At 72.0% G+C, this 24,035-nt stretch carries 22 protein-coding genes; 10 read left to right on the top strand and 12 right to left on the bottom strand.

Annotated elements, in window-relative coordinates; genetic code table 11:
* Positions 1–53: 53 nt before the first annotated feature.
* A complete protein-coding gene (locus tag DVK44_RS32785) occupies positions 54–1,088 on the bottom strand; it encodes a LacI family DNA-binding transcriptional regulator (protein ID WP_114664247.1) in 1,035 nt (344 codons plus the stop codon).
* A 110-nt stretch (positions 1,089–1,198) separates the two neighbouring features.
* Here DVK44_RS32785 and DVK44_RS32780 point away from each other — a divergent pair, with 110 nt between their 5' ends.
* The 3 genes from DVK44_RS32780 to DVK44_RS32770 all read left to right on the top strand — a co-directional run bounded on the left by DVK44_RS32780 (position 1,199) and on the right by DVK44_RS32770 (position 4,329).
* Positions 1,199–2,377: a phytanoyl-CoA dioxygenase family protein gene (locus DVK44_RS32780; protein ID WP_114664246.1), complete on the top strand. Its 1,179-nt coding sequence runs from the start codon at positions 1,199–1,201 to the stop codon at positions 2,375–2,377.
* Between the two features lie 66 nt (positions 2,378–2,443).
* Positions 2,444–3,220 carry an SDR family oxidoreductase gene (locus DVK44_RS32775; protein WP_114664245.1) on the top strand — a complete coding sequence of 259 codons (777 nt, stop codon included), beginning with the start codon at positions 2,444–2,446 and terminating at the stop codon, positions 3,218–3,220.
* 104 nt (positions 3,221–3,324) lie between these two features.
* Complete coding sequence (locus tag DVK44_RS32770; protein ID WP_114664244.1) at positions 3,325–4,329, top strand: Gfo/Idh/MocA family protein; 1,005 nt, start codon at positions 3,325–3,327, stop codon at positions 4,327–4,329.
* An 82-nt stretch (positions 4,330–4,411) separates the two neighbouring features.
* On the opposite strand, the gene DVK44_RS32765 is transcribed toward DVK44_RS32770, so the two are convergent.
* The 3 genes from DVK44_RS32765 to DVK44_RS32755 are packed head-to-tail and all read right to left on the bottom strand — an operon-like array spanning position 4,412 to position 7,457.
* Positions 4,412–5,350: an ATP-binding cassette domain-containing protein gene (locus tag DVK44_RS32765; RefSeq protein ID WP_228447467.1), complete on the bottom strand. Its 939-nt coding sequence runs from the start codon at positions 5,348–5,350 to the stop codon at positions 4,412–4,414.
* A gap of 8 nt (positions 5,351–5,358) precedes the next feature.
* Positions 5,359–6,432, bottom strand: coding sequence for an ABC transporter permease (locus tag DVK44_RS32760; RefSeq protein ID WP_114665591.1), 1,074 nt, complete (start codon positions 6,430–6,432; stop codon positions 5,359–5,361).
* A gap of 5 nt (positions 6,433–6,437) precedes the next feature.
* Positions 6,438–7,457 (bottom strand): sugar ABC transporter substrate-binding protein, encoded by a 1,020-nt coding sequence (locus DVK44_RS32755; RefSeq protein ID WP_181957581.1) that lies wholly within the window; start codon positions 7,455–7,457, stop codon positions 6,438–6,440.
* A 312-nt stretch (positions 7,458–7,769) separates the two neighbouring features.
* Between DVK44_RS32755 and DVK44_RS32750 the strand changes: the two genes are divergently transcribed.
* Positions 7,770–8,648, top strand: coding sequence for a Cgl0159 family (beta/alpha)8-fold protein (locus DVK44_RS32750; RefSeq protein ID WP_114664242.1), 879 nt, complete (start codon positions 7,770–7,772; stop codon positions 8,646–8,648).
* 23 nt (positions 8,649–8,671) lie between these two features.
* Here DVK44_RS32750 and DVK44_RS32745 read toward each other — a convergent pair whose 3' ends face one another.
* Positions 8,672–9,739 (bottom strand): LacI family DNA-binding transcriptional regulator, encoded by a 1,068-nt coding sequence (locus DVK44_RS32745; protein ID WP_114664241.1) that lies wholly within the window; start codon positions 9,737–9,739, stop codon positions 8,672–8,674.
* Positions 9,740–9,919: 180 nt separating this feature from the next.
* On the opposite strand from DVK44_RS32745, the gene DVK44_RS32740 reads away from it, so the two are divergent.
* Positions 9,920–11,101, top strand: a complete 1,182-nt coding sequence (locus tag DVK44_RS32740) for a Gfo/Idh/MocA family protein (RefSeq protein WP_114664240.1) — start codon at positions 9,920–9,922, stop codon at positions 11,099–11,101.
* A gap of 119 nt (positions 11,102–11,220) precedes the next feature.
* A complete protein-coding gene (locus DVK44_RS32735; RefSeq protein WP_114664239.1) occupies positions 11,221–12,216 on the top strand; it encodes a sugar phosphate isomerase/epimerase family protein in 996 nt (331 codons plus the stop codon).
* Positions 12,217–12,270: 54 nt separating this feature from the next.
* Here DVK44_RS32735 and DVK44_RS32730 read toward each other — a convergent pair whose 3' ends face one another.
* Positions 12,271–13,062, bottom strand: a complete 792-nt coding sequence (locus DVK44_RS32730; protein ID WP_114664238.1) for a LysR substrate-binding domain-containing protein — start codon at positions 13,060–13,062, stop codon at positions 12,271–12,273.
* A 59-nt stretch (positions 13,063–13,121) separates the two neighbouring features.
* On the opposite strand from DVK44_RS32730, the gene DVK44_RS32725 reads away from it, so the two are divergent.
* From DVK44_RS32725 to DVK44_RS32710, 4 genes are all read left to right on the top strand, one after another.
* Positions 13,122–13,517: a DUF5997 family protein gene (locus DVK44_RS32725; RefSeq protein ID WP_114664237.1), complete on the top strand. Its 396-nt coding sequence runs from the start codon at positions 13,122–13,124 to the stop codon at positions 13,515–13,517.
* A gap of 165 nt (positions 13,518–13,682) precedes the next feature.
* Entirely contained in the window at positions 13,683–15,896 is a 2,214-nt protein-coding gene (locus DVK44_RS32720; protein WP_162794177.1) for an MMPL family transporter, read from the top strand.
* Between the two features lie 151 nt (positions 15,897–16,047).
* Positions 16,048–17,271 carry a sensor histidine kinase gene (locus DVK44_RS32715; RefSeq protein WP_114664236.1) on the top strand — a complete coding sequence of 408 codons (1,224 nt, stop codon included), beginning with the start codon at positions 16,048–16,050 and terminating at the stop codon, positions 17,269–17,271.
* 48 nt (positions 17,272–17,319) lie between these two features.
* The gene (locus tag DVK44_RS32710) at positions 17,320–18,003 is read left to right on the top strand and encodes a response regulator transcription factor (protein WP_114664235.1); all 684 of its coding nucleotides are present in this window, start codon (positions 17,320–17,322) and stop codon (positions 18,001–18,003) included.
* A gap of 18 nt (positions 18,004–18,021) precedes the next feature.
* On the opposite strand, the gene DVK44_RS32705 is transcribed toward DVK44_RS32710, so the two are convergent.
* The 6 genes from DVK44_RS32705 to DVK44_RS32680 all read right to left on the bottom strand — a co-directional run bounded on the left by DVK44_RS32705 (position 18,022) and on the right by DVK44_RS32680 (position 23,981).
* A complete protein-coding gene (locus tag DVK44_RS32705) occupies positions 18,022–19,641 on the bottom strand; it encodes a serine/threonine-protein kinase (protein WP_114665589.1) in 1,620 nt (539 codons plus the stop codon).
* An 89-nt stretch (positions 19,642–19,730) separates the two neighbouring features.
* Positions 19,731–20,186, bottom strand: coding sequence for a lamin tail domain-containing protein (locus DVK44_RS32700; RefSeq protein WP_114664234.1), 456 nt, complete (start codon positions 20,184–20,186; stop codon positions 19,731–19,733).
* A 147-nt stretch (positions 20,187–20,333) separates the two neighbouring features.
* Complete coding sequence (locus DVK44_RS32695) at positions 20,334–20,528, bottom strand: hypothetical protein (RefSeq protein WP_114664233.1); 195 nt, start codon at positions 20,526–20,528, stop codon at positions 20,334–20,336.
* Between the two features lie 119 nt (positions 20,529–20,647).
* The gene (locus DVK44_RS32690; RefSeq protein ID WP_114664232.1) at positions 20,648–21,811 is read right to left on the bottom strand and encodes an acyl-CoA dehydrogenase family protein; all 1,164 of its coding nucleotides are present in this window, start codon (positions 21,809–21,811) and stop codon (positions 20,648–20,650) included.
* A complete protein-coding gene (locus tag DVK44_RS32685) occupies positions 21,808–23,010 on the bottom strand; it encodes an acyl-CoA dehydrogenase family protein (protein ID WP_114664231.1) in 1,203 nt (400 codons plus the stop codon). The genes DVK44_RS32690 and DVK44_RS32685 overlap by 4 nt, the downstream gene beginning before the upstream one ends.
* Complete coding sequence (locus DVK44_RS32680; RefSeq protein ID WP_114664230.1) at positions 23,007–23,981, bottom strand: NADPH:quinone oxidoreductase family protein; 975 nt, start codon at positions 23,979–23,981, stop codon at positions 23,007–23,009. The genes DVK44_RS32685 and DVK44_RS32680 overlap by 4 nt, the downstream gene beginning before the upstream one ends.
* Positions 23,982–24,035 lie beyond the last annotated feature (54 nt).

The raw sequence follows: 24,035 nt of genomic DNA, 5'->3' as shown, positions 1-24,035 counted from the left end.
CGGGCTCCGCGGGTCAGCGCGGCGGCCGCGGGTCAGCCGGCGGACGCCACCGGTCAGCCGGCCGGTGCCTCGGGAGGCATGTTGTAGGGCGTGACCACCTGGATCGCGGACGGCAGGGCCGGGCCCGCGGCCGGCAGCGCGCCGTGGGCCCGCATGACGGTCCCGCAGACATGCCGCATGTCCTGGCGCAGATCGTGGTGGAGCACCGCGGAGAGCCGGTGGTCGCGCAGCAGCCCGGTGTTCTCGTGGTCGAGGTCGTGCGCGATGAACACCGCGCACTCGCGGCCCAGGGCCTCGAAGGCCGCCAGGGTGGCGGCGTTGCCACCGCCCATCGAGTAGACCGCGCGGATCTCCGGATCGCGCTCCAGCGCGGCGTGGACCAGCCGGTACTGGGTCTCGTCCAGCCCCTGTCCCTCGGTGATCTCGACCAGGGTGCGCCCCGGGTACAGCGCCCGCATCGCGCCGCGGAAGCCCATCTCGCGCTCCTCCTCGTTACGGAAGAAGCCGCTGCTGAGGCTGGTGAGGACATTGCCGGGGCGGTCGCCCAGCCACTGGCCCATGAGGTACGCGGCGGTGGCGCCCGCCGCCCGGTTGTCGATCCCGACATAGGCGAGCCGGCCGCTGGCCGGGAGGTCGGTCACCAGGGTGACGACGGGGATGCCCGCCGCGACGAGCCGGCCGACGGCCGCGGTCACCTCGGGGACGTCGGGGGCCTTGAGGATCACGCCCTGGGTGCCGCGGCGGGCGATCCGGTCCAGGGTCGCGACCAGCCCGTCCACCGGGCCGGTCTCGCGGAAGTGGAACCTCGATCGCACCACGGCCGGGTGGAGCGAGGGCAGCTCGGCCTCCAGGGCGGCCCGTACGGCGGTGGAGAACCGGTCGGGCGACTGCATCACGATGTCGATCATGAAGGTGCGGCCGACCAGCCGGACCTGGGTCCGCTGCCGGTCCAGTTCGGCGATGGCCCGGTGCACCTCGGCCGCCGTACTGCCGCGGACCCCGCCCCGCCCGTTCAGGACGCGGTCGACGGTGGCCTCGCTCAGGCCCGCCTGCCAGGCTATCTCCCGGAGCGGATAGGGGTGGCCCATCGGAATGACTCCCTTGAGGGGTTTTTGACGGTCGGCTGCTGGTTGTTTGATGTGTGTGCGTTCATCAGAATGACAGCACAAACTCGCTCCAGTCCCCCGAAAGGACGATGATGTCCTTCACCACAGCAGAACGCCGAGCGTGGCTGTCCGAGCAGGACTGCGACCTCGACACCTTCCGCGCCCTGGTCGAGCGGACGACCGACCTCGCCGACCACCCGCACGCCGTCTCGGTGGAGCGGGGCGTCCCGATCTACGACAGCGACACACTGCGGGCCGCGGCGGCCACGCCCGAGGGCCGCCGCGCGGCCGGCGCCGAGCTGATCGGCGCGCTGACCGACGGACCGGGCGTCGTCGTCCTGCGGCGGGCCTTCCCGGACGCCGGGATCGTCGACCGGGCGACCGCCGCGTTCGACGCGCTGATCGACGCGCAGCGGGCCTCCGGCGCCGTCGCCGGTGACCACTTCGCCGCGCCCGGCGCGAACGACCGGGTCTGGAACGCGCTCGAGAAGACGGCCCTCCACGCCCCGGAGGTGTTCGCCGACTACTACGCCAACGACATCGTCGCGCTGGTCTCGGCGGCATGGCTCGGCCCGGGCTATCAGATCACCTCGCAGATCAACGTGGTCAACCCGGGCGGCACCGCCCAGAACGTGCACCGCGACTACCACCTGGGCTTCCTCTCCAACGAGGTGGCCGCCGCGTACCCGGCGCACGTCCACCGGCTCTCCCCCGTACTGACGCTCCAGGGCGCGGTCGCCCACTGCGACATGCCCGTCGAGTCGGGCCCGACCATGTACCTGCCGTACTCGCAGGCGTACGAGCCCGGCTATCTGGCCTGGCGGCTGCCGCGCTTCCAGGAGTACTTCGAGACCGCGCACGTGCAGCTGGCGCTGGCCAAGGGGGACGCGGTGTTCTTCAACCCGGCGCTCTTCCACGCGGCCGGCACCAACCGCTCGGCCGGTATCCGGCGCATGGCCAATCTGCTCCAGATCTCCTCCGCCTTCGGGCGCGCCATGGAGAGCGTCGACCGCGAGGCCATGGTGAACGCGGTCTACCCCGTGCTCCGGCGGCGCCGGGCCGAGGGCGCGGACGCGGCGTGGCTGGACACGGTGATCGCGGCCTGCGCCGAGGGCTACCCCTTCCCCACCAACCTCGACGCCGATCCGCCGGTCGAGGGCCTGGCACCGCCGTCCCAGGCGGATCTCGTACGCCGTGCCCTGGCCGAGGACCGGTCGCCGGAATCGCTCCGCGACGCGCTGCGGGCCGGCGCCGAGCGCCGTAAAAGCTAGCGCCGTAAAAGCCAAAGCTAGCGCCGCAGAAGCCGGCACCGTAAAAGCTGAGGAGTTGCAGGACTTATGGGATTGCTTCAGGACAAGGTCGTCCTCGTCAACGGCGGCAGTCAGGGGGTCGGCGCGGCCGTCGCCCGGGCCGCCGCGCGCGAGGGCGCGATTGTGGCCGTCACCGGGCGGCGCCCGGAGACCGGCGAGGCGCTGGTGGCCGAGCTGACCGCGGCCGGCGCCAAGGCGCTGTACGTACGGGCCGACCTCTCCGACGCCGAGCAGGCGCTCAGCAGTGTGGCGGAGGTCGTCGCCGCGCTCGGCCGGGTGGACTGCCTGGTCAACTCGGCGGGTCTCACCTCGCGCGGCTCGCTGCTGAACACGACGCCCGAGCTGTTCGACGCGCATATCGCGATCAACCTCAAGGGCCCGTTCTTCGCCATGCAGGCCGTCGTGACCGACATGCTGGCCAGGAAGGCGCCCGGCACGATCGTCAACATCGGCTCCAACTGCGCGCACGGCGGACCGCCGCACCTGGCCCCGTACTCGACCGCCAAGGCCGGGCTCGCGGGGCTCACGCGGAACGCCGCCCACGCCCACCGGTGGGACCGGATCCGGATCAACGGCCTGAACATCGGCTGGACCGCCACCGAGGGGGAGGACGCGACACAGCGGACCTTCCACGGCGCGGGCGACGACTGGCGCGAGGAGGCCGCGCGCCGGCTGCCCATGGGCCGGCTCGGACAGCCGGACGAGATCGCCGACTTCGTGGTGCTGCTGCTCTCCGACCGCAGCGGTGTGGTCACCGGGTCGGTCATCGACTGGGACCAGAACGTCGTCGGCGCGCAGGACTGACGCGGGCGCCTCCGCCCCTCCCCCGTAACCCCGTACAACCCCCGTACCCCGTACCTTCCGCACCCCGTACCCCCGTACCCCCACAGCAAGGAGCACCAGGAACCATGCGTATCGGCATCCTCGGCCTCGGCCGTATCGGGGCGTTCCACGCCGAGACCCTCGCGGGCCTCGACGCGGTCGACAGCCTCGTCGTCAGTGACCCCTACGCCGCCGCGGCGACGGCCGCCGCCGAGCGCTTCGGCGCCGAGGTGGCCGACTCGCCCGAGGCGGTACTCGCCGCGGGGGTGGACGGTGTCGTCGTCGCCGCCGCGACCGACGCGCACCCCGCGCTGATCCTCGCCGCGGTCAAGGCGGGCATCCCCGTCTTCTGCGAGAAGCCCGTGGCCCGCACCATGGCGGAGGGCCTCGAAGTCCTCGACGCCGTGGGCGGCAGCGGTGTCGCCATCCAGATCGGCTACAACCGGCGCTTCGACGCGGGCTTCGTGGCCGCCCGCGAGGCGGTGCGCGGCGACGAGCTGGGCCCGCTGCACACCGTACGGTCCACCACACTGGACCCGGCGCCGCCGCCGCCCGCGTATGTCGCCGCCTCCGGCGGGATCTTCCGCGACTGCGCCGTGCACGACTTCGACATCATCCGCTGGGTGACCGGCCGCGAGGTCACCGAGGTGTACGCGACCGGGGGCAACCGCGGCGCCGCGTACATCGCCGAGGCCGGCGACGCCGACACCACCTCCGCGATCCTCACCCTCGACGACGGCACCCTCGCCGTCGTCTCCAACAGCCGTCACAACGCGCGCGGTTACGACGTCCGGATGGAGCTGCACGGCTTCAAGGACAGCATCGCCGTCGGGCTGGAGGACCGGCTGCCGCTGCGCTCCGTCGAGCCGGGTACGCGCTTCCCCGCCGGCACTCCGCACGACTTCTTCATGGACCGCTTCGCCGCCGCCTACCGGGCCGAACTCGCGGCGTTCACCGAGGTCGTGGCGGGCGGTCGGCCCTCACCCTGCACCGTCTCCGACGCTCTGGAGGCGGGCTGGATCGCCGAGGCGTGCGCGCTGTCGCTGAGCGAGCACCGGCCGGTGCTCCTCGAAGAGGTACGCCGGGGCTGACCCGTCACGCCGGTGCCCCGGGGCCCGCCGTCAGGGGCGGATCCCGGGGCACCGGTATCGGGTCGGTCAGGAGCAGGGCCGGTCAGGACACCTTCTCGGAGGAGGCCGCAGAGGAGGCCGCCGCGGAGACATGCAGGTCGGACTCCTCGGGGAGCCCTTCGACGTCCACACCGCGCACCTGCGCCAACTCGTGCTTGAGCGCGGCGAGTTCGGCACCGCCGGCCATGTGGTTGGTCAGCTCCTCCAGGCTGATCTCGCTGCGGGCGGCGTTCAGGTCCATCGTGCCGAGCCGGAGCACACCGAAGTGGTCACCGACCATATAGGCGTGGTGGGGGTTGTGCGTGATGAAGATGACGCCGAGACCGCGGTCGCGGGCGGCGGCGATGTACTTCAGCACCACACCCGACTGCTTGACACCGAGCGCGGCGGTGGGTTCGTCCAGGATGAGCACACGCGCGCCGAAGTACACGGCGCGCGCGATGGCCACGGACTGGCGCTGGCCGCCGGAGAGTGTGCCGATGGGCTGGTCCAGATCGTCGAGGACGATGCCCATCTCGCGCAGTTCGTCATCGGCGGTCCGCTTCATCCGCGCGATGTCGAGATGGCGCAGCGGCCAGCGGCCCCGTGTCATCTCGGAGCCCAGGAAGAAGTTCCGCCACACCGGCATCAGCGGCACGGTGGCGAGGTCCTGGTAGACGGTGGCGATACCGCTGTCGAGGGCCTCGCGCGGGGTGGTGAAGCGCACCGGCTCGCCGTCGACGAGGAACTCGCCCTCGGTGTGCTGGTGCAGCCCGGAGATGATCTTGATGAGGGTCGACTTGCCGGCGCCGTTGTCGCCCAGGACACAGGTCACCCGGCCCTGACGGACCGCAAGGTCGACACCGTGCAGGGCGCGTACGTTGCCGTACGACTTGCCCGCGCCGCGCAGTTCGACGATGGGTGTGCCGGAGGCGGTGGACGAGGAGGGGCCGGTGGGCGAGGGCGGATCGGCGGGCGTGGAGGTTCCGTTGGCTGTTGTCATGGGGCGGTTCACCTCCGGGTCGCCTGGCGGCGGACCCACAGATTGACGAGGGCGGCGAGCAGGAGCATCACACCGAGGAATGCCTTGAACCAGTCCGGGTTCCAGTTGGCGTAGACGATGCCCTGGGAGACCATGCCGAAGATGAAGGCGCCGATGACCGGGCCGACGGCCGAACCGTACCCGCCGGTGAGCAGACAGCCGCCGATGACCGCGGCGATGATGTACAGGAACTCGTTGCCCACACCCTCGCCGGACTGGACGGTGTTGAACGAGAACAGCAGGTGCATGCCGACGAACCAGGCGCCGAAGCCCACCCCCATGAACAGGGCGATCTTCGTGAAGTTGACGGGCACACCGACGGCGCGGGCGCTCTCCTTGTTGCCGCCGACCGCGAGGATCCAGTTGCCGAACTTGGTGCGCAGCAGGAGCCAGGTGGCGATTCCGGCGAAGATCAGCCAGTAGAAGATGGTGATCTTGAAGTCGACACCGCCGATGCCGATCTCGGAGCCGAACACCTTCTTCGCCTGGTCGAAGCCCTGCATGTCGCTGATCGAGTCGGTGGCGACATTGCCGGTGAAGATCTTTGTGACGGCGAGGTTGGCGCCCTGGAGGATCAGGAAGGTGCCCAGGGTGATCAGGAAGCTGGGCAGTCCGGTCCGTACCAGCAGCCAGCCGTTGAACGCGCCGACGGCGAGCGCCACGACCAGCGCCACGACGACACCGGTCCACACGTTCATCGAGAGCTGGAAGCTGATCATGCTGGCGGTGAGCGCCGAGGTGGTCACCGCGACACCGGCGGAGAGGTCGAACTCTCCGCCGATCATCAGCAGGGCCACCGGAATCGCCATGATGCCCATGACGGACGCCTGGTAGAGGACCGTGGAGAGCGCGCCCACATCACGGAAGGCGGGGGCCACCGCGAAGAAGAAGACATACACCGCGACCGCCGCGATGAGCGCGCCGATCTCGGGTCGGGCGAGCAGCCTGCGGCCCAGGGAGCGCTGTGCGGTGCGTCCGTCCTTCTGGGTGGCCGGCGGCGACGTCGGCTCACGGCGCGCCGCCGGTGCCGTTGCCTGGCTCATCGCCATCACCGGGTGCCCTTCGCCGCGAACTTGGCGATGTTCTCGACATTGGACTTGTCGACGAACGCCGGCCCGGTCAGCACCGGTTCCACACCGCCGCCGCTGAAGTTGCCGTTGGTCTTGTAGAGCCACAGGGAGTCGACGGAGAGATAGCCCTGGAGGTAGGGCTGCTGGTCGACCGCGAACTGGATGCTGCCGTCCTTGACGGCGTTGACCAGCTCCTTGTTGAGGTCGAAGGTGGCGACCTTGGCCTTGCTGCCCGCGTCGGCGACCGACTGCACGGAGGTCAGCGCGAAGGGGGCGCCGAGGGTGACGACGTAGTCGATCGAGGGGTCCTGCTTGAGCTTGGCGGTGATCGTGGACTTCACGGACGGCATGTCGGTGCCGTTGACGTAGAGGTTCTCGGTCTTGCCCTTGAAGGTCGCCTTCACACCGGCGCAGCGGGCCTCCAGGCCGGTGTGGCCCTGGTCCTGGATCACACAGATGTTGTGTTTGGCGCCCAGGTCGTTGAGCTTGTTGCCGAACGCCTCACCGGCGACGCGCTCGTCCTGGCCGAAGTACGCCAGCAGCCCCTGCTTCTTCCAGTCCTCGAGCCCGGAGTTGAAGGCGACGACGGGTATGCCCGCCTGCTTCGCCTTGGCGACGACGTCCTTCATCGCGTCCGGCTTGGCCATCGTAATCGCGATTCCGTCGACCTTCTGGTCGATGGCGTTCTGGATCAGGTTGGCCTGGTTGCCCGCGATGGGGTCGCCCGAGTAGATCAGCTTGACGTTGTCCTTGAGGGCCGCCGCCTCGGCGCCCTTGCGGATGGTGTCCCAGAAGGTGTCGCCGGGAGGCGCGTGGGTGACCATCGCGATGGTCATCCTCGGTGTGTTGGCCTTGCCGGCCGAGGCGTTGGAGTCGCTTTCCTCCGACTTCTTGCCACCGGAGCTGCTGGCACAGCCCGCGGCGAGAAGGGCGGACGCCGCGGCGAGGGCGACGACCGGAGCGACTCTGCTGAAACGAGGGTGAAACATGCGGTCCAACTTTCCTGCACTTCACTGTGCGACAAGGGGGAAAGGGAACGGAAACGGGCGGACGGCTTCCGGGCGCGGCACCCTCGCAGGGCTTGGACGAGATGTCCTGTCCTGCGCCGGTGGCGCGGCCGGGTCGCTTGGGAAGGGATACAAGCCCCTGCCGCACCCACCTGTCAATACTTTGTTAAGACATCATTTCAGAAGCAGGTCCGAATGTCTGTACAAACCATTGACAGTGGCGGCGCCGGGATCTACACCTGAGAGGCACCGGACGCCGCTCGTTCGCGACCGACCGCCGCACCCCTGAACGGAGCCCGTCTCTTGAGTGTCAACATCTCCGATCTCGTCACCGTACGCGCCCGGCACCCGGAGGCCATCGCCGAAGCGGCCGCGCGCAGGGTCCGCCGGCCGCTGATCGGCGACAGCGGGCGCCTGATGATCGTGGCCGCCGACCATCCGGCGCGCGGCTCCCTCGCGGTCGGCGACCGGCGCCTGGCCATGGCGAACCGTGCCGACCTGCTGGAACGCCTCTGTGTCGCGCTCTCCCGGCCCGGGGTGGACGGGGTGCTCGCCACCGCCGACATCCTGGAGGACCTGCTGCTCCTCGGCGTCCTGGAGAACAAGGTCGTCATGGGCTCCATGAACCGCGGCGGGCTCGCCGGGGCCTCCTTCGAGCTGGACGACCGCTTCACCGGCCACCGCGCCGAGGACATCGAGCGGCTCCGCTTCGACGCCGGGAAGCTGCTGCTGCGCATCGACTACGAGGACCGCGGCTCGCTGGACACACTGCACACGGCGGCCCGCGCCGTGGACGACATGGCGGCGCGCCGGCTGCCGCTGTTCATCGAGCCGTTCCTGTCGCGCCGGACGGACGGTGCCGTACGCAACGATCTGAGCGCCGAGGCCGTCACGCGCTCCATCGCCATCGCCTCCGGTCTCGGCGGCACCTCCGCGTACACCTGGCTCAAGCTGCCCGTCACCCGCGACCCCGACGACATGGCCGGGGCCCTGGCGGCCTCCACCCTGCCCGCCGTGCTGCTGGGCGGCGAGGTGGGCGCGGACCAGGAGGGCGCGTACGAGAAATGGCGCAAGGCGCTGCGGCTGCCCACCGTCCAGGGCCTGGTCGTCGGCCGGTCCCTGCTCTACCCCGCCACGGGCGATGTCGCGACCGCGGTGGACACCGCCGTCTCGCTGCTCTGAACAAGCGGATACGGGAGCGGAGTTCAGCCCGTGGCGGCCGTCGTGCCCCGTACCACCAGCCGGGGCGCGAGGACGATCTCGCGCGGCTCCGTCCGGCCCTCGTCCAGCCGCTCGACGGCGGCCGTGACGGCGTGGCGTGCCTGGTCGGCGGCGTTCTGGCTCACCGTGGTGAGGTCGAAGCAGGCCAGCCGGGACAGCGCGCTGTCGTCGTAGCCGACGACGGAGACCGCGCCCGGGACGTCCACGCCCGCGCGGCTCAGGGTGGCCAGGACACCGACCGCGCACCGGTCGTTGGACGCGACCACGGCGGTGGGCGGGCCGCCGTCCGCCAGCAGCCGCCGGGCCGCCCGCTCGCCCGACTCCTCGGTGTGATCGCCGGGCACGATCCGGATGTGCTCATCCAGGTGGTGGCGGCGCATGGCGCCCCGGTACCCCCGGCGGCGGTCGGCGGCGATCACGCCCTTGCCGCCGTCGACAAAGGCGATGGAGCGGTGCCCCAGACCGGCCAGATGGCCGACGGTCTGCGCCACCCCGTCCTCGTCCGCCGTGCGGACGACATCGAGGTCCGCCCCGCCGACCCGGCGCCCCACCACGACGACGGGCAGCCGCTGCCCCAGGGCGGCCAGCCGGGCGGCGGGCGCCTCCGCGCCCAGCAGGATCAGCGCCTCGCAGCGGAAGTCGAGCAGCGTCTCCACCGCCTTGGCCTCGTCACGGGTGCGGGTCACCGTGCTCAGGACGAGGTCGTAGCCGATCGCCTCGGCGGACACGTACAGATCCTCCACCAGCTCCGCGTGGAAGGCGCTGCGCATGTCGACCAGGACGCCGAGCAGCCGGCTGCGACGGCGGGCCAGGAGGCTCGCGTTGCGGTCCGGGCGGTACCCCAGGTCGGCGGCGGCCTGAAGGACCCGCTTCCGGGTGCGCTCGCTGGGCCCCGGCGCGCCGCGCAGCACGAGGGAGACGGAGGCCGTCGACAGACCGGCCCGCGCCGCCACCTCCTCCAGCCGCGGCCGGGTCCCCCCGGCCGGGCGCGGCGGGCCTGCGGCCGCCCGCCCCGCCCCGGCCGTATCTGAACCGTCCACCCGCTCCGCCATCGTCTCCCCGGACTCCTCGGCACCACACCTCTTGACAGACCCTCGCTGCCGGACTCATATTACCGGTGATTTAAAGCGCTTTAAAAAGTCCTGTCGACCGGACATTCCAGGGCGGCGCGCAGGCACCCGCAGACACCGGGCAGCACACACAGGCACCCACCTCAAGGAAGAGGAAACGCGATGACCCAGAAGTCGATCGGCGTGGCCGTCATCGGAGCCGGCATGGCGGGCCGTGCCCATCTCAACGGCTACCGGACGGCCTCCACCCTGTACGAGGCCGGTCTGCCGGAGATCCGGCTGGTCGCCGTGGCCGACGCGTACGAGCCGTTCGCCCGCGACGCCGCCCGCCGCTACGGATTCGAGCGCGCCGAGACCGACTGGCGGGCGATCGCGGCGGCCCCCGACATCGACGCGGTCAGTGTCGTCGTCGCCAACCATCTGCACCGCGAGATCGTCGAGGGCCTGCTCGCGGCGGGCAAGCACGTGCTCTGCGAGAAGCCGCTCGCCCCCGGCGTCGCGGACGCCCAGGCGATGACGGACGCCGCCGCCGGCACCGGTCTGGTGGCCGCGACCGGCTTCACCTGCCGCCGCTCCCCGTCGGTCAACGCCATCCGCCGGGAGGTGACGGACGGGACGCTCGGCCGCGTACAACACTTCAACGGGCACTACTGGTGCGACTACGGGCACAACCCGGACGCGCCGATGAGCTGGCGCTACAAGGGCGGTATCGGCTCCGGGGCGCTCTCCGACATCGGCAGCCACCTCATCGACCTCGGCGAGTACTTCTGCGGCCCGGTCGAGAGTGTGCGCGGCGCGGTGCTCTCGACCCAGGTGCCGGACCGTCCCGTACCGCTGGGCACCGCCGTCGGGCACTCGGCCGACGTGGCGGTCGGCGACCGGCGCGAAGCCGTCGAGAACGAGGACATCGCGACCTTCACGGCGCTCTTCCGGAACGGCGCGGTGGGCACCTTCTCGGTCTCCCGGGTCGCCTTCGGACTGGCCAACGCGCTCGGCTTTGAAGTCTTCTCGGAGGGCGGCGCCGCGCTCTTCGACCTGTCCCGCCCCGCCGAGTTCACCCTCGCCGACACCTCGGCGCCCGACCGGGTCAACGGCTACCGCCGGGTCGTCGTCGGCCCCGAGCACCCGTACATCGCCGGCGGACTGCCGATGGACTTCCCCAGCGTGGGCCACGGACAGCACGAGTTCTTCGTCTGGCAGGCGCGCTCCTTCCTGGAGGAGATCGCGGGCCTGGACCGGCTGCCGCGCTGCGCCACGTTCGCCGAGGGGCTGCACAACCTGCGGGTGATCGAGGCGATCACGGCCTCCGCCCATGCCGGCGGCAAGAGCGTCACCGTCCAGTGACCGCGCCCGGCCCGGCCCGGCGCGCGGGCCGGCCCCGTACCGCTCAGCCCCGGACAGCCCTGCTCCGTACCGCTCCGTACCGCCCCCGCACTCACCCCGTGAAGTGAAGGAACACCCCCATGAAACTCGGTGCCTACACCGCCGTCCTGCACGACAAGTCCCTGGACGAGACCCTGCGTGTCCTGCGCGAACTCGGCCTGGACAGCGCGGAGATCAACTCCGGCGGCTTCCTGCCCGCGCCGCATCTGCCGATCGACGCGATCCGCTCCGGCCAGGACGCGCGCGACGCCTACCTCGCGCGGTTCGCGGCGGCCGGGATCACCCTCACCGCGCTCAACTGCAACGGCAATCCGCTGCACCCCGACCCCGAGGTGCGCGCCAAGCACGCGCAGGACGTGCGCGACGCGATCGAACTGGCCGCGCTCCTCGGCGTCAAGCGCGTCGTCACGATGTCCGGGCTGCCCGCCTCCGACCCGGGCGGCCGGCTGCCCTCCTGGTCGGTGCTGCCCTGGGACAGCGCCTATCTCGACGCCCTGGACTACCAGTGGGACGAGGTGGCGATCCCGTTCTGGCGGGACATCCAGGCGCGCGCCGCCGCGGCCGATGTGAAGGTCTGCATCGAGATGCACCCCCACAACCTCGTCTACAACGTCGGCACGATGGAGCGCCTGGCCACCGAGATCGACGCGACCCACGTCGGCGCCGAGATGGACCCCAGCCATCTGTTCTGGCAGGGCATCGACCCCGTCGCCGCGGTGAACCGGCTCGGCGGCCTCGTGTACAACGCCGCCGCCAAGGACACCCGTATCAACGAGGAGGCCAAGCTCAACGGTGTCCTCGACCACCGCCACGGACGGGTACGCGCCGACGAGCCGGGCGCCGTCTCCCTCGGCGGCCGGTACACGCTCAGCCGCTGGCCCGAGAACGCCTCCTGGGACTTCGTCGCCGTCGGGCGCGGGCACGACCACGCCTTCTGGACCGAGTTCCTCCGGGCCCTGCACAAGGTGGACCCGGAGATGGCGGTCAACATCGAGCACGAGGACCAGGAGCTGGACCAGATCGAGGGCCTGAGCCTCGCCGCCGAGAACCTCAGGGCCGCCGCGGCCGGCATCTGACCGGCCGTCCGCCACCCCAGGCCGGCCCCGCGCGTTCGTCCGTACCGCGAGCGGCTACGAGCGGCGCCGGGGCCGGCCGCTCTTGCCGCCCTGTCCGCTCTTGCCGCTCCTGCTTCCCTGTCCGCCCTTGCCGCCCTGACCGCCCTTGCCGCTCCTGGCACCGCCGGAAGCGGAACCGGAACCGGCGCGGGCGGCGCGCTTCGCCTTCGGCTGGGGCGGTGTCGGCGGGCGGCCCCGGGTGCTGTTGACCGTACGGCCCCGGACGATGCCGATGAACTCCTCCACCAGATCGGTGGTGGCGTCCCGCGGCCACGACAGCGCGACACGCGACTCGGGCGCGTCCGTCAGCGGCCGGTAGGTGAGGTCCTTGCGGTGGTGGAGCCGGGCGAGCGACTGCGGGACGACGAGCAGACCGATGCCCGCCGCCACCAGCTCGACGGCGTCCGCCGTGGTGGCGGGGCGCTCCTTCGCGGGCACACCCGGCGGGCTCTCCCAGCCGAGGGTGTCGAGGGTGTCGTCCAGGGGATGCAGTACGGTCTCGCCGGCCAGGTCCGCCGCACTGACCTCGTCCACCGCCGCCACGACATGGTCCTTGGGCACCACGACGACCGTGGTCTCGGCGTAGAGCGGAATCGCGCTGAGGTCCTCGCCGTCGGCCGGCAGCCGTACGAACCCGGCGTCGGCGCCGGCGCTCCGCAGCACCCCGAACGCCTCGGCGGCCGGGACCGGTACGAGGGTCAGCGGGACGCCGGGCAGCCGCTCGGCCCAGATCCGCACCCACTTCGTGGGCGTCACGCCGGGGACGTACGCGAGCCGGAACGAGGAAGGTGTTTCCGAGCCTGTCACCGGGCCAGGGTATCGGGCGGTGGTCGGAGGTGGCACACCTGCTCGCTTACCCTGGCCCCATGACCTCGCACAAGACCGCCCAGACGATGAAGCCCGCGACCGCGGCGAAGAAGCTGGGTGTGTACCTCCAGGCCACACCCGCAGAGTTCCAGGAGGGTGTCGTCTCGCGCGGCGAGCTGACCGCCCTCCAGGCCGATCCGCCCGCGTGGCTGCTGGAGCTGCGCCGCGACGGCCCGCACCCCCGGCCCGTGGTAGCGGCGAAGCTGGGCGTCTCCATCGCCGGTCTCGCGCGGGGCGGAGTCACGGACGCGCTCACCACCGCCGAGATCGACGCCCTCAAGGAGGACCGGCCCGAGTGGCTGGAGAAGGAGCGCGCCACCCAGGCCGAGGTGCGCAAGGAGTCCGTACGTATCAAGGAGCGGAACGCGGAGCGGGCCGCACGCCCCCGCTCCTGACCTCCCTCGTCCGGCGCGCCCCAGGTCATGCCCACGGCTGACCGGGGCGCGTCGTGTACTGCGTTCTCAGTAGTGCGGAGTGACGGCAGGCGCACGACGACGGGAGGGGTTGCTCCGGGACAGCCTGGTGGGGTTCCCGAGCAATCAGATGTGGAGACCCGTCCCGTGGCTACTTTTCTCTATCGACTGGGCAGGCTGGCCTTCCGGCGCCGCCGGTATGTCGTCCTGCTGTGGGTGGCGATCCTGGCCGTCGTCGGCTTCGGCGCCGTCAGCGCGCCCGCGGCCCCCGACCCCGGGTCCTCCATGCCGGGCATCGAGTCCCAGAAGGCGTTCGACCTGATGGAGGAGCGCTTCCCCGGCGCCTCGGCCGACGGGGCCAACGCCCGGGTCGTCTTCGTCGCTCCCGACGGCCAGAAGATCACCGCGAGCGCGCACCGCGCGGCCGTCGACCGGGCCGTCGAGGAGATGGGCCACGGATCGCAGGTCGCCGGCGCGGTGGGCCCGTTCCAGGCGAAGGCGGTGAGCGAGGACGCCTCGACCGCGTACGCGACCGTCACCTACAAGGTGAAGGCCGCCGATCTGACCGACGGCACCAAGACCGTCCTTGAGGACGCCGTCCAGCAGGCCCGGGACTCGGGGCTGACCGTGGAGGTCGGCGGGTCCGCCCTGGCCACCCAGCCCGCGGCGGGCGGCGCGGCCGAGGGCATCGGTATCGCCATCGCGGCCGTCGTGCTGCTGATGACCTTCGGTTCGCTGGCCGCCGCCGGGCTGCCGCTGCTGACCGCGATCATCGGCGTCGGTGTCAGCATGGCCTCGATCCTGACCCTGGGCAGCACCCTCGGACTGTCCACGACATCCGGCACCCTGGCCATGATGCTCGGTCTCGCGTGCGGCATCGACTACGCGCTCTTCATCGTCTCCCGCTACCGCGAGGAGCGGGCCAAGGGGCACACTCCTCAGGAGGCGGCGGGGCGGGCGGTCGGCACGGCCGGCTCGGCGGTCGTCTTCGCCGGGCTCACCGTCGTCATCGCGCTGGCCGGGCTCTCGGTGGTCGGTGTGCCCACGCTCACCAAGATGGGTCTGGCCGCCGCCGGCGCGGTCGTCGTCGCCGTCATCGTCGCGCTGACCCTGGTCCCGGCCGTCCTCGCCTTCTGGCCGAACGCCGTGCTGTCGCGCTCCTCCCGGCGGCGCGGCCGGATCAAGGAGTCCGGCGAGAACAACGGAGGCAGCCGCTGGGCCCGGTTCGTACTGCGCCGCCCGCTGCCCGTACTCCTCCTCTCGGTCGCGGGCCTGGGCGTGCTGGCGGTCCCGGTGACGGGGCTTCAGCTCGGGACGAGCGGCGACGAGGCCAAGCCCACCTCCACCACCGAGCGGCGCGCCTACGACGATCTCGCCAAGGGGTTCGGGCCTGGCTTCAACGGGCCGCTGACGATCGTGGTGGACGCCAGGAAGGCCGACGACCCGAAGGCCGCGGTGAAGACGATCGAGGAGAAGATCGGCGCCACGAAGGGGGTCGTCTCGGTCTCCGCCGCCCGGTTCAACCCGGCGGGTGACACCGCGATGTTCTCCGCGGTGCCGGCCGACGCGCCCACCAGCGAGAAGACCAAGGACCTCGTCCACACCATCCGTTCCGAGCGGCCCGCGACGGAGTCCGCCACCGGGGCGGAGTTCGAGGTCACCGGCACCACCGCGGTGAACATCGACGTCGCGCAGAAGATGCAGGACGCGCTGATCCCGTATCTGGTGGTCGTGGTGGGCCTGGCGATCCTGTTGCTGATGGTGGTCTTCCGTTCCCTCCTCGTACCGGTCAAGGCGGCGCTCGGCTTCCTCCTGTCGGTGCTGGCCGCGCTCGGCTCGGTCGTGGCGGTCTTCCAGTGGGGCTGGGGCGCCGGGCTCCTCGGTGTGGAGCAGACCGGCCCGATCATGAGCATGATGCCGATCTTCCTGGTGGGCATCGTCTTCGGACTCGCCATGGACTACGAGGTCTTCCTGGTCGCCCGGATGCGGGAGGCGTACGTGCACGGGGACGGGCCGGGCGAGGCCGTGGTCAGCGGCTTCCGGCACAGCGCCCGGGTGGTCGTCGCGGCGGCGCTCATCATGATGGCGGTGTTCTCCGGGTTCGTCGGCGCCGGCGAGTCCATGATCAAGATGATTGGGTTCGGGCTCGCCATCGCGGTCATGTTCGACGCGTTCGTCGTCCGCATGGCGTTCGTACCCGCCGTACTGGCCCTGCTCGGCAGGAGGGCGTGGTGGATGCCGCGCTGGCTGGACAGGCTGCTGCCCCGGGTCGATGTGGAGGGCGAGGCGCTCAGCGGGCTGCCTTCCTCCGCCGCCCCCGACCGGGACGGCGCGGCCGACCGGGAGACCGCCCGGGTCTGACCGGCCCTCCGGTCCCCCTCGTCGTGACCCCGTCCTGACACCCCGTCCTGACCCCGGAGGGCCGCTCGTGCGGGACACGAGCGGCCCTCACCGGCCGTTTTCCCGCCATGTCGCGCACCATGGTCCCAGCCGAGCCCGACCGGAGAACCCGATGACCGTCAGATGGCAGCAGTACGCGAAGGACCGTCCCCGCGTCGTCGACGCGCTGGTCATCACGCTGCTGTTCGGGCTCGGCTTCCTGGGCTGCTGGGTGGGCGGCATCGGGCCCTCGGGCGAGCGGATCGCCCGGTGGCCGGGCGCGCTCCTGGAGGGCGCCGCCTGTCTCGCCCTGTGGTGGCACCGCCGGCTGCCGCGGACCGTCGTGGCCGCCACCGTGATCTGTGCCAACACCGCGGGCGCGCTGGGCTATCTGCTCACCCCGCTGCTGCTGGCGCCGGTGATCGCCGCGCTGTACTGGCTGGCCGTCCGCACCGACCGGCGGACGGCGCACATCGGTCTGGTCGTCGTCGTGGCGCTGCTGGTGCCCACGGCGCTGGTCTCCGACCCCTTCCACCATCCGCTGGTGCTCAAGACGCTCGGCCCCGCCTTCTGGGTGCTGCTGCCGGTCGCCGCGGGCACGGCCGTACGGCTGCGGCGCCTGTATCGGGAGGCCGTACGGGAGGAGACCCGGCACCGGATCGCCGAGGAGCGGGTACGGATCGCCCGCGAACTGCACGACATCGTCGCCCACCACCTCGCCGTGGCCCACGCCCAGGCGGGCACGGCCGCGCATCTCGTCCGTACGCACCCCGACCGCAGCGGGCAGATCCTCACCGACCTCGCGGGCACCACCTCCTCGGCGCTGCGCGAACTCCGGGCCGGCGCCGGGCTGCTGCGTCAGGCCGGCGAGAGCGACGCTCCGCTGGAGCCGGCCCCGGGCCTCGGTCAACTCCCGGGCCTGACCGCCGCGTTCGCCGCCGCGGGCCTCACGGTCACCGTCACCACCGAGGGCGAGGCAAGGCCGCTCTCGCCGGGGGTGGATCTGACCGCGTACCGGATCGTGCAGGAGGCGCTCACCAATGTCACCCGGCACACCGCAGCGGTGTCGGCGCGGGTGCGGCTCGCGTACGCCCACAACCGGCTGACGATCACGGTCAGCGACGACGGCGGGGGCGCCGCGCCCGGCCGCGCGCCGGGTCGCCTCCCCAGCCGCGTCCCCAGCCGCGTCCCCAGCCGTGCGCCCGGTCGGGTCCCCGGCCGCGTCCCCGCCCAGGGCGGCGGTTTCGGCCTCATCGGCATCCAGGAACGCGCCCGCTCGGTCGGTGGCAGTCTGGAGGTGGGGCCCCGGCCCGAAGGCGGCTTCCGGGTGACGACGGCGCTGCCCATTCTCCCGTGACACCGACACCCCCCGCCCCCGTATCTCCCCCGGAAGTTGACGGAACACATGACCATCCGCGTCCTGCTCGCCGACGATCAAGCCCTCCTGCGGGCGACCTTCCGTATCCTCATCGACTCCTGCGACGACATGGAGGTCGTGGCCGAGGCCATGGACGGAAAGGAGGCGATCGCGCTCACCCGCGCCCACCACCCGGACATCGTCGTGATGGACATCCGAATGCCCGGCACCGACGGGCTGACCGCCACCACCGCCGTCTGCGCGGATCCGGACCTCGCCGCCACCCGTGTACTGATCCTCACCACCTTCGAGACCGACGAGTACGTGGCCCAGGCGGTGCGCGCCGGCGCGAGCGGCTTCCTCGGCAAGGACGTCAGCGCCGATGTGCTGCTCGACGGCATCCGTACGGTGGCCGCGGGCGAGGCGCTGCTCTCGCCCGTGGCCACGCGCGCCCTCATCTCCCGCTTTCTCGCCGCCCCCGACCACGCCACCCCGGCGGCTCCGCCGACCCGGCTGGCCTCCCTCACCGCACGCGAACTGGAGGTGACGGCGCTGGCCGCCGAGGGCATGTCCAACCACGAGATCGCCGAGCGGCTCTTCGTCAGCCCCCTGACCGTACGCACCCACGTCCACCGCGCCATGACCAAACTGCACGCCCGCGACCGCGCCCAACTCGTTGTGATCGCCTACCGTTCCGGACTCGTACGGCCCGCCCCGCCGGCCACCGGCTGAGCACGGGATCCGGCCGGGTCAGGAGCCGGCCGGGACCACTCGTGTCACCCTGCCGCCGCTGTCGGCCTCCAGATAGCCGGTGCCGTAGTCGTCGGTGAGATACACGGTCAGTCCGGCGGCGGAGCCGAAGAGTTCGTTCGGTGGGCGGATGAGCAGATAGCGGGAGGTGGGCCGGTCCACCTTCAGGTCCCGGTCCGCCCGGCGCAGCAGCTCGGGCACGGCGTCCCAGTCGAACGTGTCCATTTCGACGGGGAGTTGACCGTCCATGAGGGTTCCGCCGATGGGCGCGCGGGAGACCCCCTGGCCGACGCGGTAGGTGTAGGTGTCGTACCGCTTCTCGCTGCCCTTGACCATGGCCTGAGCGGAGATGTGAGCGGGGTACACGACGAAGCCGCCGACCCGGGCGGTGCCCGTCTCGGCCTTCAGCGCCGTGACGGCCTGCCGGATGCCGTCGGGAGTCAGCAGATCGGCGGGCTCCCGCGCCTTCTTCGCCTTCTGCGGCTCCCTCGCCTCTGGTGTCTGTCTCCCGGGGACACCGGCGGAGGGTGCCGCCACTCCGGTGTCCGCGTCCCCGGTGCTGTCCGCCCCCGGGAGCAGCGCCCACACCAGCGCGGCCGTCAGTGCCGCGACGACGAGCGAGAGGCCGATCACGAGGCGGCGGGGTGCCGCGCCCCGGCGCGTCGGTGGCAGTGTGGGTGCCGGTTCCGATGCCTGTGTCGGTGTCGGTGTTGGTGTTGGTACGGCGGTACGCGGCGGTGGGGCGGCCACGGCGGCGGCCAGCATCGCGTCCACCGTCTCCGCGTCCGGGCGCGCGGCCGGGTCCTTGACCAGCAGCGCGGTGAGTACACCGGTCAGCGGCCCCGCCCGCCGCGGCGGTGGCAGCTCCTCCTTGAGGACGGCGGCGAGGGTCGCCATCGTCGTCCGCCGGCGCAGCGGATGACGGCCCTCGACGGCCACGTACAGCATCATCGCGAGCGACCAGAGATCGGACTCCGGTCCGCCGTCGGCCCCGGCGATCCGCTCGGGCGCCATGTACTCGGGGGTGCCCATGAGGGCGCCGGTCACGGTCAGCGCGGCCGACTCGTGGAGCGCGGCGACGCCGAAGTCGGTGAGGACGGGGCGGCCGTCGGGCCGCAGCAGGACGTTGCCGGGCTTCACGTCCCGGTGCTGGATCCCGGCGCCGTGCGCGGCGCGCAGCCCGGCCAGTACATCCCGGCCGAGCCGCGCCACCGCCGCCGGCTCCATCGGTCCCTCGGCGAGCCGCTCCCGGAGCGACCCGCCCGTCACCAGCTCCATCACGAGCCACGGATAGCCGGTGTCCCCAGCGCCATCGACGTCCGTATCGCCGTCGCCGTCGCCCTCGCCGTTCACGACATGGTAGATGGTCACGACATGGGGATGGTCGACCCGCGCGAGCGCCCGCGCCTCCCGGAGCACCCGGGCTCGCAGCGCCCGCGCGGCCTCCGGGTGGTGCTCCGCGAGCCCCGGATCGGGCGGTCGTACTTCTTTGAGCGCGACAGGGCGGTCCAGCACCAGATCGTGTGCCCGCCACACCGTGCCCATGCTGCCGTCGCCGAGCCGCGCCTCCAGGGCGAACCGCCCGTCGACGACCCGTCCTTCCGTATCCCCGCTGTTCATGGCCCGGAGCATACGAGACGGCCGGGAGAGCGGCGGAGATACGGGGAGAGACAGGGTCTACGGCTCGTCGGCCGGCGCTCCGTCAGGGCTCAGCAGAGCTTGTATTCGACCTTGGGGTTTTTGTACGAGCAGGTGTCGACCTTCGTGCCGGACGCCTTGCGCAGCGTCGCGGTGTCCTTGTCGTTGTTCCACACGTAGGCACCGCGGTTCTGGTACACGTTGGCCGCCGTGTCCTTGCCCTTGCCGGTGCGCACCTTCACCGACTTGCCCTTGCCGAGGGTGAAGGCGCCGAAGGTGTACTCGTGCCTCGACGCGTCGGTCAGCGTCCAGCCCTTGAGGCTCACGGCCTTGGAGGTGGTGTTTCTGATCTGCACCCACTCGGCGTTGAGGCTGGCGTTGGAACGGTTGTCCGGTCCCGGGCTGTTGTAGTAGATCTTGTACAGGTGTACGGAGCCGGGGGCGGCCTGCGCCTGGGCGGGCAGCAGGACCGAGCCGGCGAACGCCGCCACGAGGGTGGCGGCGGTGGCTATGCGGGTGTGACGCATGGGACATCCTCGCGTTCGGGCCGGGCACCCCCCAATGGCAGCCCGGCAGACGCACAGGATAGGGACAATGAGCGGGCGAATGGGCGCGGGTTGCGAAACGCGGCATTCTGTGATTAGTCGCCTCCGGGCCCAACGCGCGCTCCAGCGTCAGGGATTGAGGCCGCTGACCACCCCGGCCGTCGCCGAAATACCGTTCGCGATGGACGGTGCCATGCTCGTGCCCGCGAGCAGGAAACCGAGCAGGACACAGACCACCGCGTGGAAGAGTTTCAGCCCGCCGCTGCGCAGGAACACCACCGCGAGAATCATCAGAAGCAGCAGCACGGAAATGGAAATGGCCACGGACAACCTCCTCCGCCGCACCGGTTTGCGGCATTTGGCCGCCAGTGTGGCGGAGGAGACGGTCCGTACAGCCGACTGGCGTGTCCGCCGTACGGGTGGTTCGGAACGGGGGCGTTCCGCTACCGGGGTCCGGGCAGGTCCCCGAGGGCGGCCAGGGTCTCCCGGTGGCGGCCCGGCGAACCGAGGGTGATGCGGTCCGCCATGGCGCGTTTCAGATACAGATGCGCGGGGTGTTCCCAGGTCATTCCCGTACCGCCGTGCAACTGGACACACTCCTCGGCCGCGTGGACGGCGACCGGGCCGCAGTACGCCTGGGCGAGCGCGACCGCGAGCGGGGCGTCGGGGGCCCCGGTGGCCAGCGCGTCCGCCGCGGCGCGCGCGGCGGCGCGGGCGGAGACGACCTCCAGCCACAGCTGTGCCATCCGGTGCTTGAGCGCCTGGAAGGAGCCGATGGGGCGGTTGAACTGGTGCCGCTCCTTGGTGTGCCGGACGCTCTCCTCAAGACACCATTGCGCGATACCGAGTTGCTCGGAGGCGAGCAGCCCCGCCCCGGCGAGCAGCCCGCGCCGTACGGCGGCCTCGGCGGCGGGCCCCTCGGCGATCCGCGTTCCGGCGCCGGGCGCGAGGGTGACGGCGGCGACCGGCCGGGTCAGATCGAGCGGGGTGAGGGGCACGACGGTGACGGCGGGCGAGGCCGTCTCCACCACGTACAGCCCGTCCTCGCGCAGTACGAGCAGCACATCGGCCCGTACGGCGTCGGCGACACCCGGCACTGTGTCCGCGCCGGTCACCGTGTCCGCGCTGGTCACCGCCTCCGCGCCTGCGGGCAGGACGGGCAGCGGCGCGTCCGGGGCGGTGGCCGCCGGTACGGCGAGCACCGCGACACGGTGGCCGCCCGCGAGCGCGGTGAGCAGCGCGGCGATGTCCGCGCGGTCGGTGTCGCAGCCCAGCAGCGTCTCGGTCGCCACCACCGAACTGGTCAGATACGGCGCGGGGGTGACGACCCGGCCCAGCTCCTCCAGGACCACGGCGGCCTCGCGGTGGCTCGCGCCCTGCCCGCCGAGCTTCTCCGGAATCAGCAGCCCGGCCGCGCCGATACCGGCGGTCAGCGCGGTCCACAGCGCGGGGTCGTACGGGTCGCCCGCCTCGGCGCGGGCGAGCGTGGCCGGGAGGTCGGCGCGGTCGGTGAGCAGCGCGCGCACGGCCGCCCGCAGATCGTCCTCGGGCTCGGAGTAGAGCAGATCGGGCGGGGTCTCCCGCGACGGGGTCGGCGGCACGCTCATCGGGAGAGGTCCTTCCAGGCGACGTCCTTGTCGTCGCGCGGCTCGGAGGGCAGTCCGAGGACGCGTTCGGCGACGATGTTCAGCAGTACCTCGCTGGTGCCGCCCTCGATCGAGTTGCCCTTCGAGCGCAGATAGCGGTAGCCGGCGTCCCGGCCGGTGAAGTCGACCAGTTCGGGCCGGCGCATGGTCCAGTCCGAATACAGAAGCCCTTCGTCCGCGAGGAGTTCGACCTCAAGGGCGCTGATCTCCTGGTTGAGCCGGGCGAAGGAGAGTTTGAGCCCGCTGCCTTCGGGTCCCGGCTGTCCGGCGACGAGCTGCTGGCGTACCCGCTCGGCGGTGAGCCGGGCGACCTCGGCCTCGGTCCAGAGGGTGAGCAGGCGCTGATGGGTGTCGTGGGTACGCAGCTCGGGCCGTTCGCGCCAGGTGCGGGCGACCGGGCCGATCATGCCGCCCTCGCGCGGCAGCGAGGCGCCGCCGATGGAGACGCGTTCGTTCATCAGTGTGGTGCGGGCGACCTGCCAGCCCGCGCCGACCTCGCCAAGGCGGTGGGCGTCGGGGATCCGTACGCCGGTGAGGAAGACCTCGTTGAACTCGGCCTCGCCGGTGATCTGGCGCAGCGGCCGGACCTCGACACCGGGGTCGGTCATGTCGCAGAGGAAGTAGGTGATGCCCTGGTGCTTGGGGAGTCCGGGGTCGGTGCGGGCGATGAGGATGGCCCAGCGGGCGAGGTGTGCGCTGGATGTCCACACCTTCTGTCCGTCGACGATCCAGTCGCCGGAGCCCGCTCCGTCCGCGCCGTCCTCGCGTACGGCGCGGGTGGCGAGGGCCGCGAGGTCGGAGCCGGCGCCCGGCTCGCTGAAGAGCTGGCACCACACCTCGTCGCCGACCCAGAGGGGCCGCAGGAAGCGCTCCTTCTGCTCCGCCGTGCCGTAGCGGAGGATGGTGGGCGCGGCCATGCCGAGGCCGATGCCGATCCGGCGCGGGTCGTTGTCGGGGGCTCCCGCCGCCGCCAGGCCGTCGTCCACGACGGCCTGGAGGGAGCGGGGCGCGTCGAGTCCGCCGAGTCCGGCCGGGTAGTGCACCCAGGCCAGTCCGGCGTCGAAGCGGGCCCGGAGGAAGTCGGTGCGGCCGGTGGTGGCCGGCGGGTGGGCGGCCAGCAACGCGGCGGTACGGGCGCGCAGTTCGGCGGCGTCGGTCATCGGGGCTCTCCCTCCGGCGCCGGGAGCACGACCACCCGGCCGGTGGTGGTGCCGTCACCGACGCGCCGCATGGCGTCGGCGGCGTCCTTCAGCGGCACCCGTTCGCTGATCAGCGGCCTGATGTCGCCCCGGTCCGCGAGCGCGGTCAGCTCCTCGTGGCAACGCGCCACCGCCGCCGGGTCCTTGGTGCGGTAGAGCCCCCAATGCAGGCCGAGGACCGCGTAGTTCTTCACCATGGCGTGGTTGAGGGCGGGGGCGGGGATCGTGCCGCTCGCGAAGCCCACGACCACGATGCGGCCCTCGAAGGCGACACACTTCGCGGACTGCTGGTAGGCGTCGCCGCCCACCGGGTCGTAGACGACGTCCGCGCCCCGGCCGCCGGTGGCCTCCTTGACGGCGGCGACGACATCGTCCGTACGGCGGTCGATCACCGTGTCGCAGCCCAGTTCGCGGGCGACACGGGCCTTGTCAGGGCCGCCGGCGACCCCGATGACGGTGGCGCCCGCGGCCTTGCCGAGCTGTACGGCGGCGCTGCCGACCCCGCCGGCCGCCGCGTGGACGAGCAGGGTCTCGCCCGGCTGGAGGCGGGCCCGCCGGTGCAGGGCGAACCAGCCCGTCTGGTAGCCGACGAGCAGGGCGGCGGCCTCGGCGTCGTCGAGCGCGTCGGGGGCGGGCAGCAGCGCCGCCGCGTCGGCGACGGCGTACTCGGCGAGTCCGCCGTCGGGCAGCGCGGGGGTGGCGATGACCCGCCGGCCGTCCTCGGTCTCCCCGCAGATCTCGACGCCCGGGGTGAACGGGAGCGGCGGCCTGACCTGGTACTGGCCGCGGCAGAGCAGCACATCCGGGAAGTTGATGTTCGCGGCCCTGACCCGCAGCAGGAGCTGCCCCTCGCCGGGCACCGGGGGCGCCGTCTCCGTCAGTCGCATCACCTCGTCCGGCTCGCCGTTCCGGTGCACTCGCCATGCCAGCATTCGGGCCTCCACGCGATCGGCAGTAGGCGCATACTAAGCGGTCGCTTGTCTCTC

Origin of the sequence: Streptomyces paludis (assembly GCF_003344965.1) — a bacterium.
In the GTDB taxonomy this organism is placed as follows: Bacteria; Actinomycetota; Actinomycetes; order Streptomycetales; family Streptomycetaceae; genus Streptomyces; species Streptomyces paludis.
The sequence above is the reverse complement of the archived record's forward strand: the minus strand, read 5'-3'. Positions and strand labels throughout refer to the sequence as shown.

Excerpts from the sequence above, each read along its gene's own strand:
- DVK44_RS32785 (WP_114664247.1), bottom strand. The coding sequence starts at position 1,088 with ATGGGCCACCCCTATCCGCTCCGGGAGATAGCCTGGCAGGCGGGCCTG.
- DVK44_RS32780 (WP_114664246.1), top strand. The coding sequence starts at position 1,199 with ATGTCCTTCACCACAGCAGAACGCCGAGCGTGGCTGTCCGAGCAGGAC.
- DVK44_RS32775 (WP_114664245.1), top strand. The coding sequence starts at position 2,444 with ATGGGATTGCTTCAGGACAAGGTCGTCCTCGTCAACGGCGGCAGTCAG.
- DVK44_RS32770 (WP_114664244.1), top strand. The coding sequence starts at position 3,325 with ATGCGTATCGGCATCCTCGGCCTCGGCCGTATCGGGGCGTTCCACGCC.
- DVK44_RS32765 (WP_228447467.1), bottom strand. The coding sequence starts at position 5,350 with ATGACAACAGCCAACGGAACCTCCACGCCCGCCGATCCGCCCTCGCCC.
- DVK44_RS32760 (WP_114665591.1), bottom strand. The coding sequence starts at position 6,432 with ATGAGCCAGGCAACGGCACCGGCGGCGCGCCGTGAGCCGACGTCGCCG.
- DVK44_RS32745 (WP_114664241.1), bottom strand. The coding sequence starts at position 9,739 with ATGGCGGAGCGGGTGGACGGTTCAGATACGGCCGGGGCGGGGCGGGCG.
- DVK44_RS32740 (WP_114664240.1), top strand. The coding sequence starts at position 9,920 with ATGACCCAGAAGTCGATCGGCGTGGCCGTCATCGGAGCCGGCATGGCG.
- DVK44_RS32735 (WP_114664239.1), top strand. The coding sequence starts at position 11,221 with ATGAAACTCGGTGCCTACACCGCCGTCCTGCACGACAAGTCCCTGGAC.
- DVK44_RS32725 (WP_114664237.1), top strand. The coding sequence starts at position 13,122 with ATGACCTCGCACAAGACCGCCCAGACGATGAAGCCCGCGACCGCGGCG.
- DVK44_RS32715 (WP_114664236.1), top strand. The coding sequence starts at position 16,048 with ATGACCGTCAGATGGCAGCAGTACGCGAAGGACCGTCCCCGCGTCGTC.
- DVK44_RS32710 (WP_114664235.1), top strand. The coding sequence starts at position 17,320 with ATGACCATCCGCGTCCTGCTCGCCGACGATCAAGCCCTCCTGCGGGCG.
- DVK44_RS32705 (WP_114665589.1), bottom strand. The coding sequence starts at position 19,641 with ATGAACAGCGGGGATACGGAAGGACGGGTCGTCGACGGGCGGTTCGCC.
- DVK44_RS32700 (WP_114664234.1), bottom strand. The coding sequence starts at position 20,186 with ATGCGTCACACCCGCATAGCCACCGCCGCCACCCTCGTGGCGGCGTTC.
- DVK44_RS32690 (WP_114664232.1), bottom strand. The coding sequence starts at position 21,811 with ATGAGCGTGCCGCCGACCCCGTCGCGGGAGACCCCGCCCGATCTGCTC.
- DVK44_RS32685 (WP_114664231.1), bottom strand. The coding sequence starts at position 23,010 with ATGACCGACGCCGCCGAACTGCGCGCCCGTACCGCCGCGTTGCTGGCC.
- DVK44_RS32680 (WP_114664230.1), bottom strand. The coding sequence starts at position 23,981 with ATGCTGGCATGGCGAGTGCACCGGAACGGCGAGCCGGACGAGGTGATG.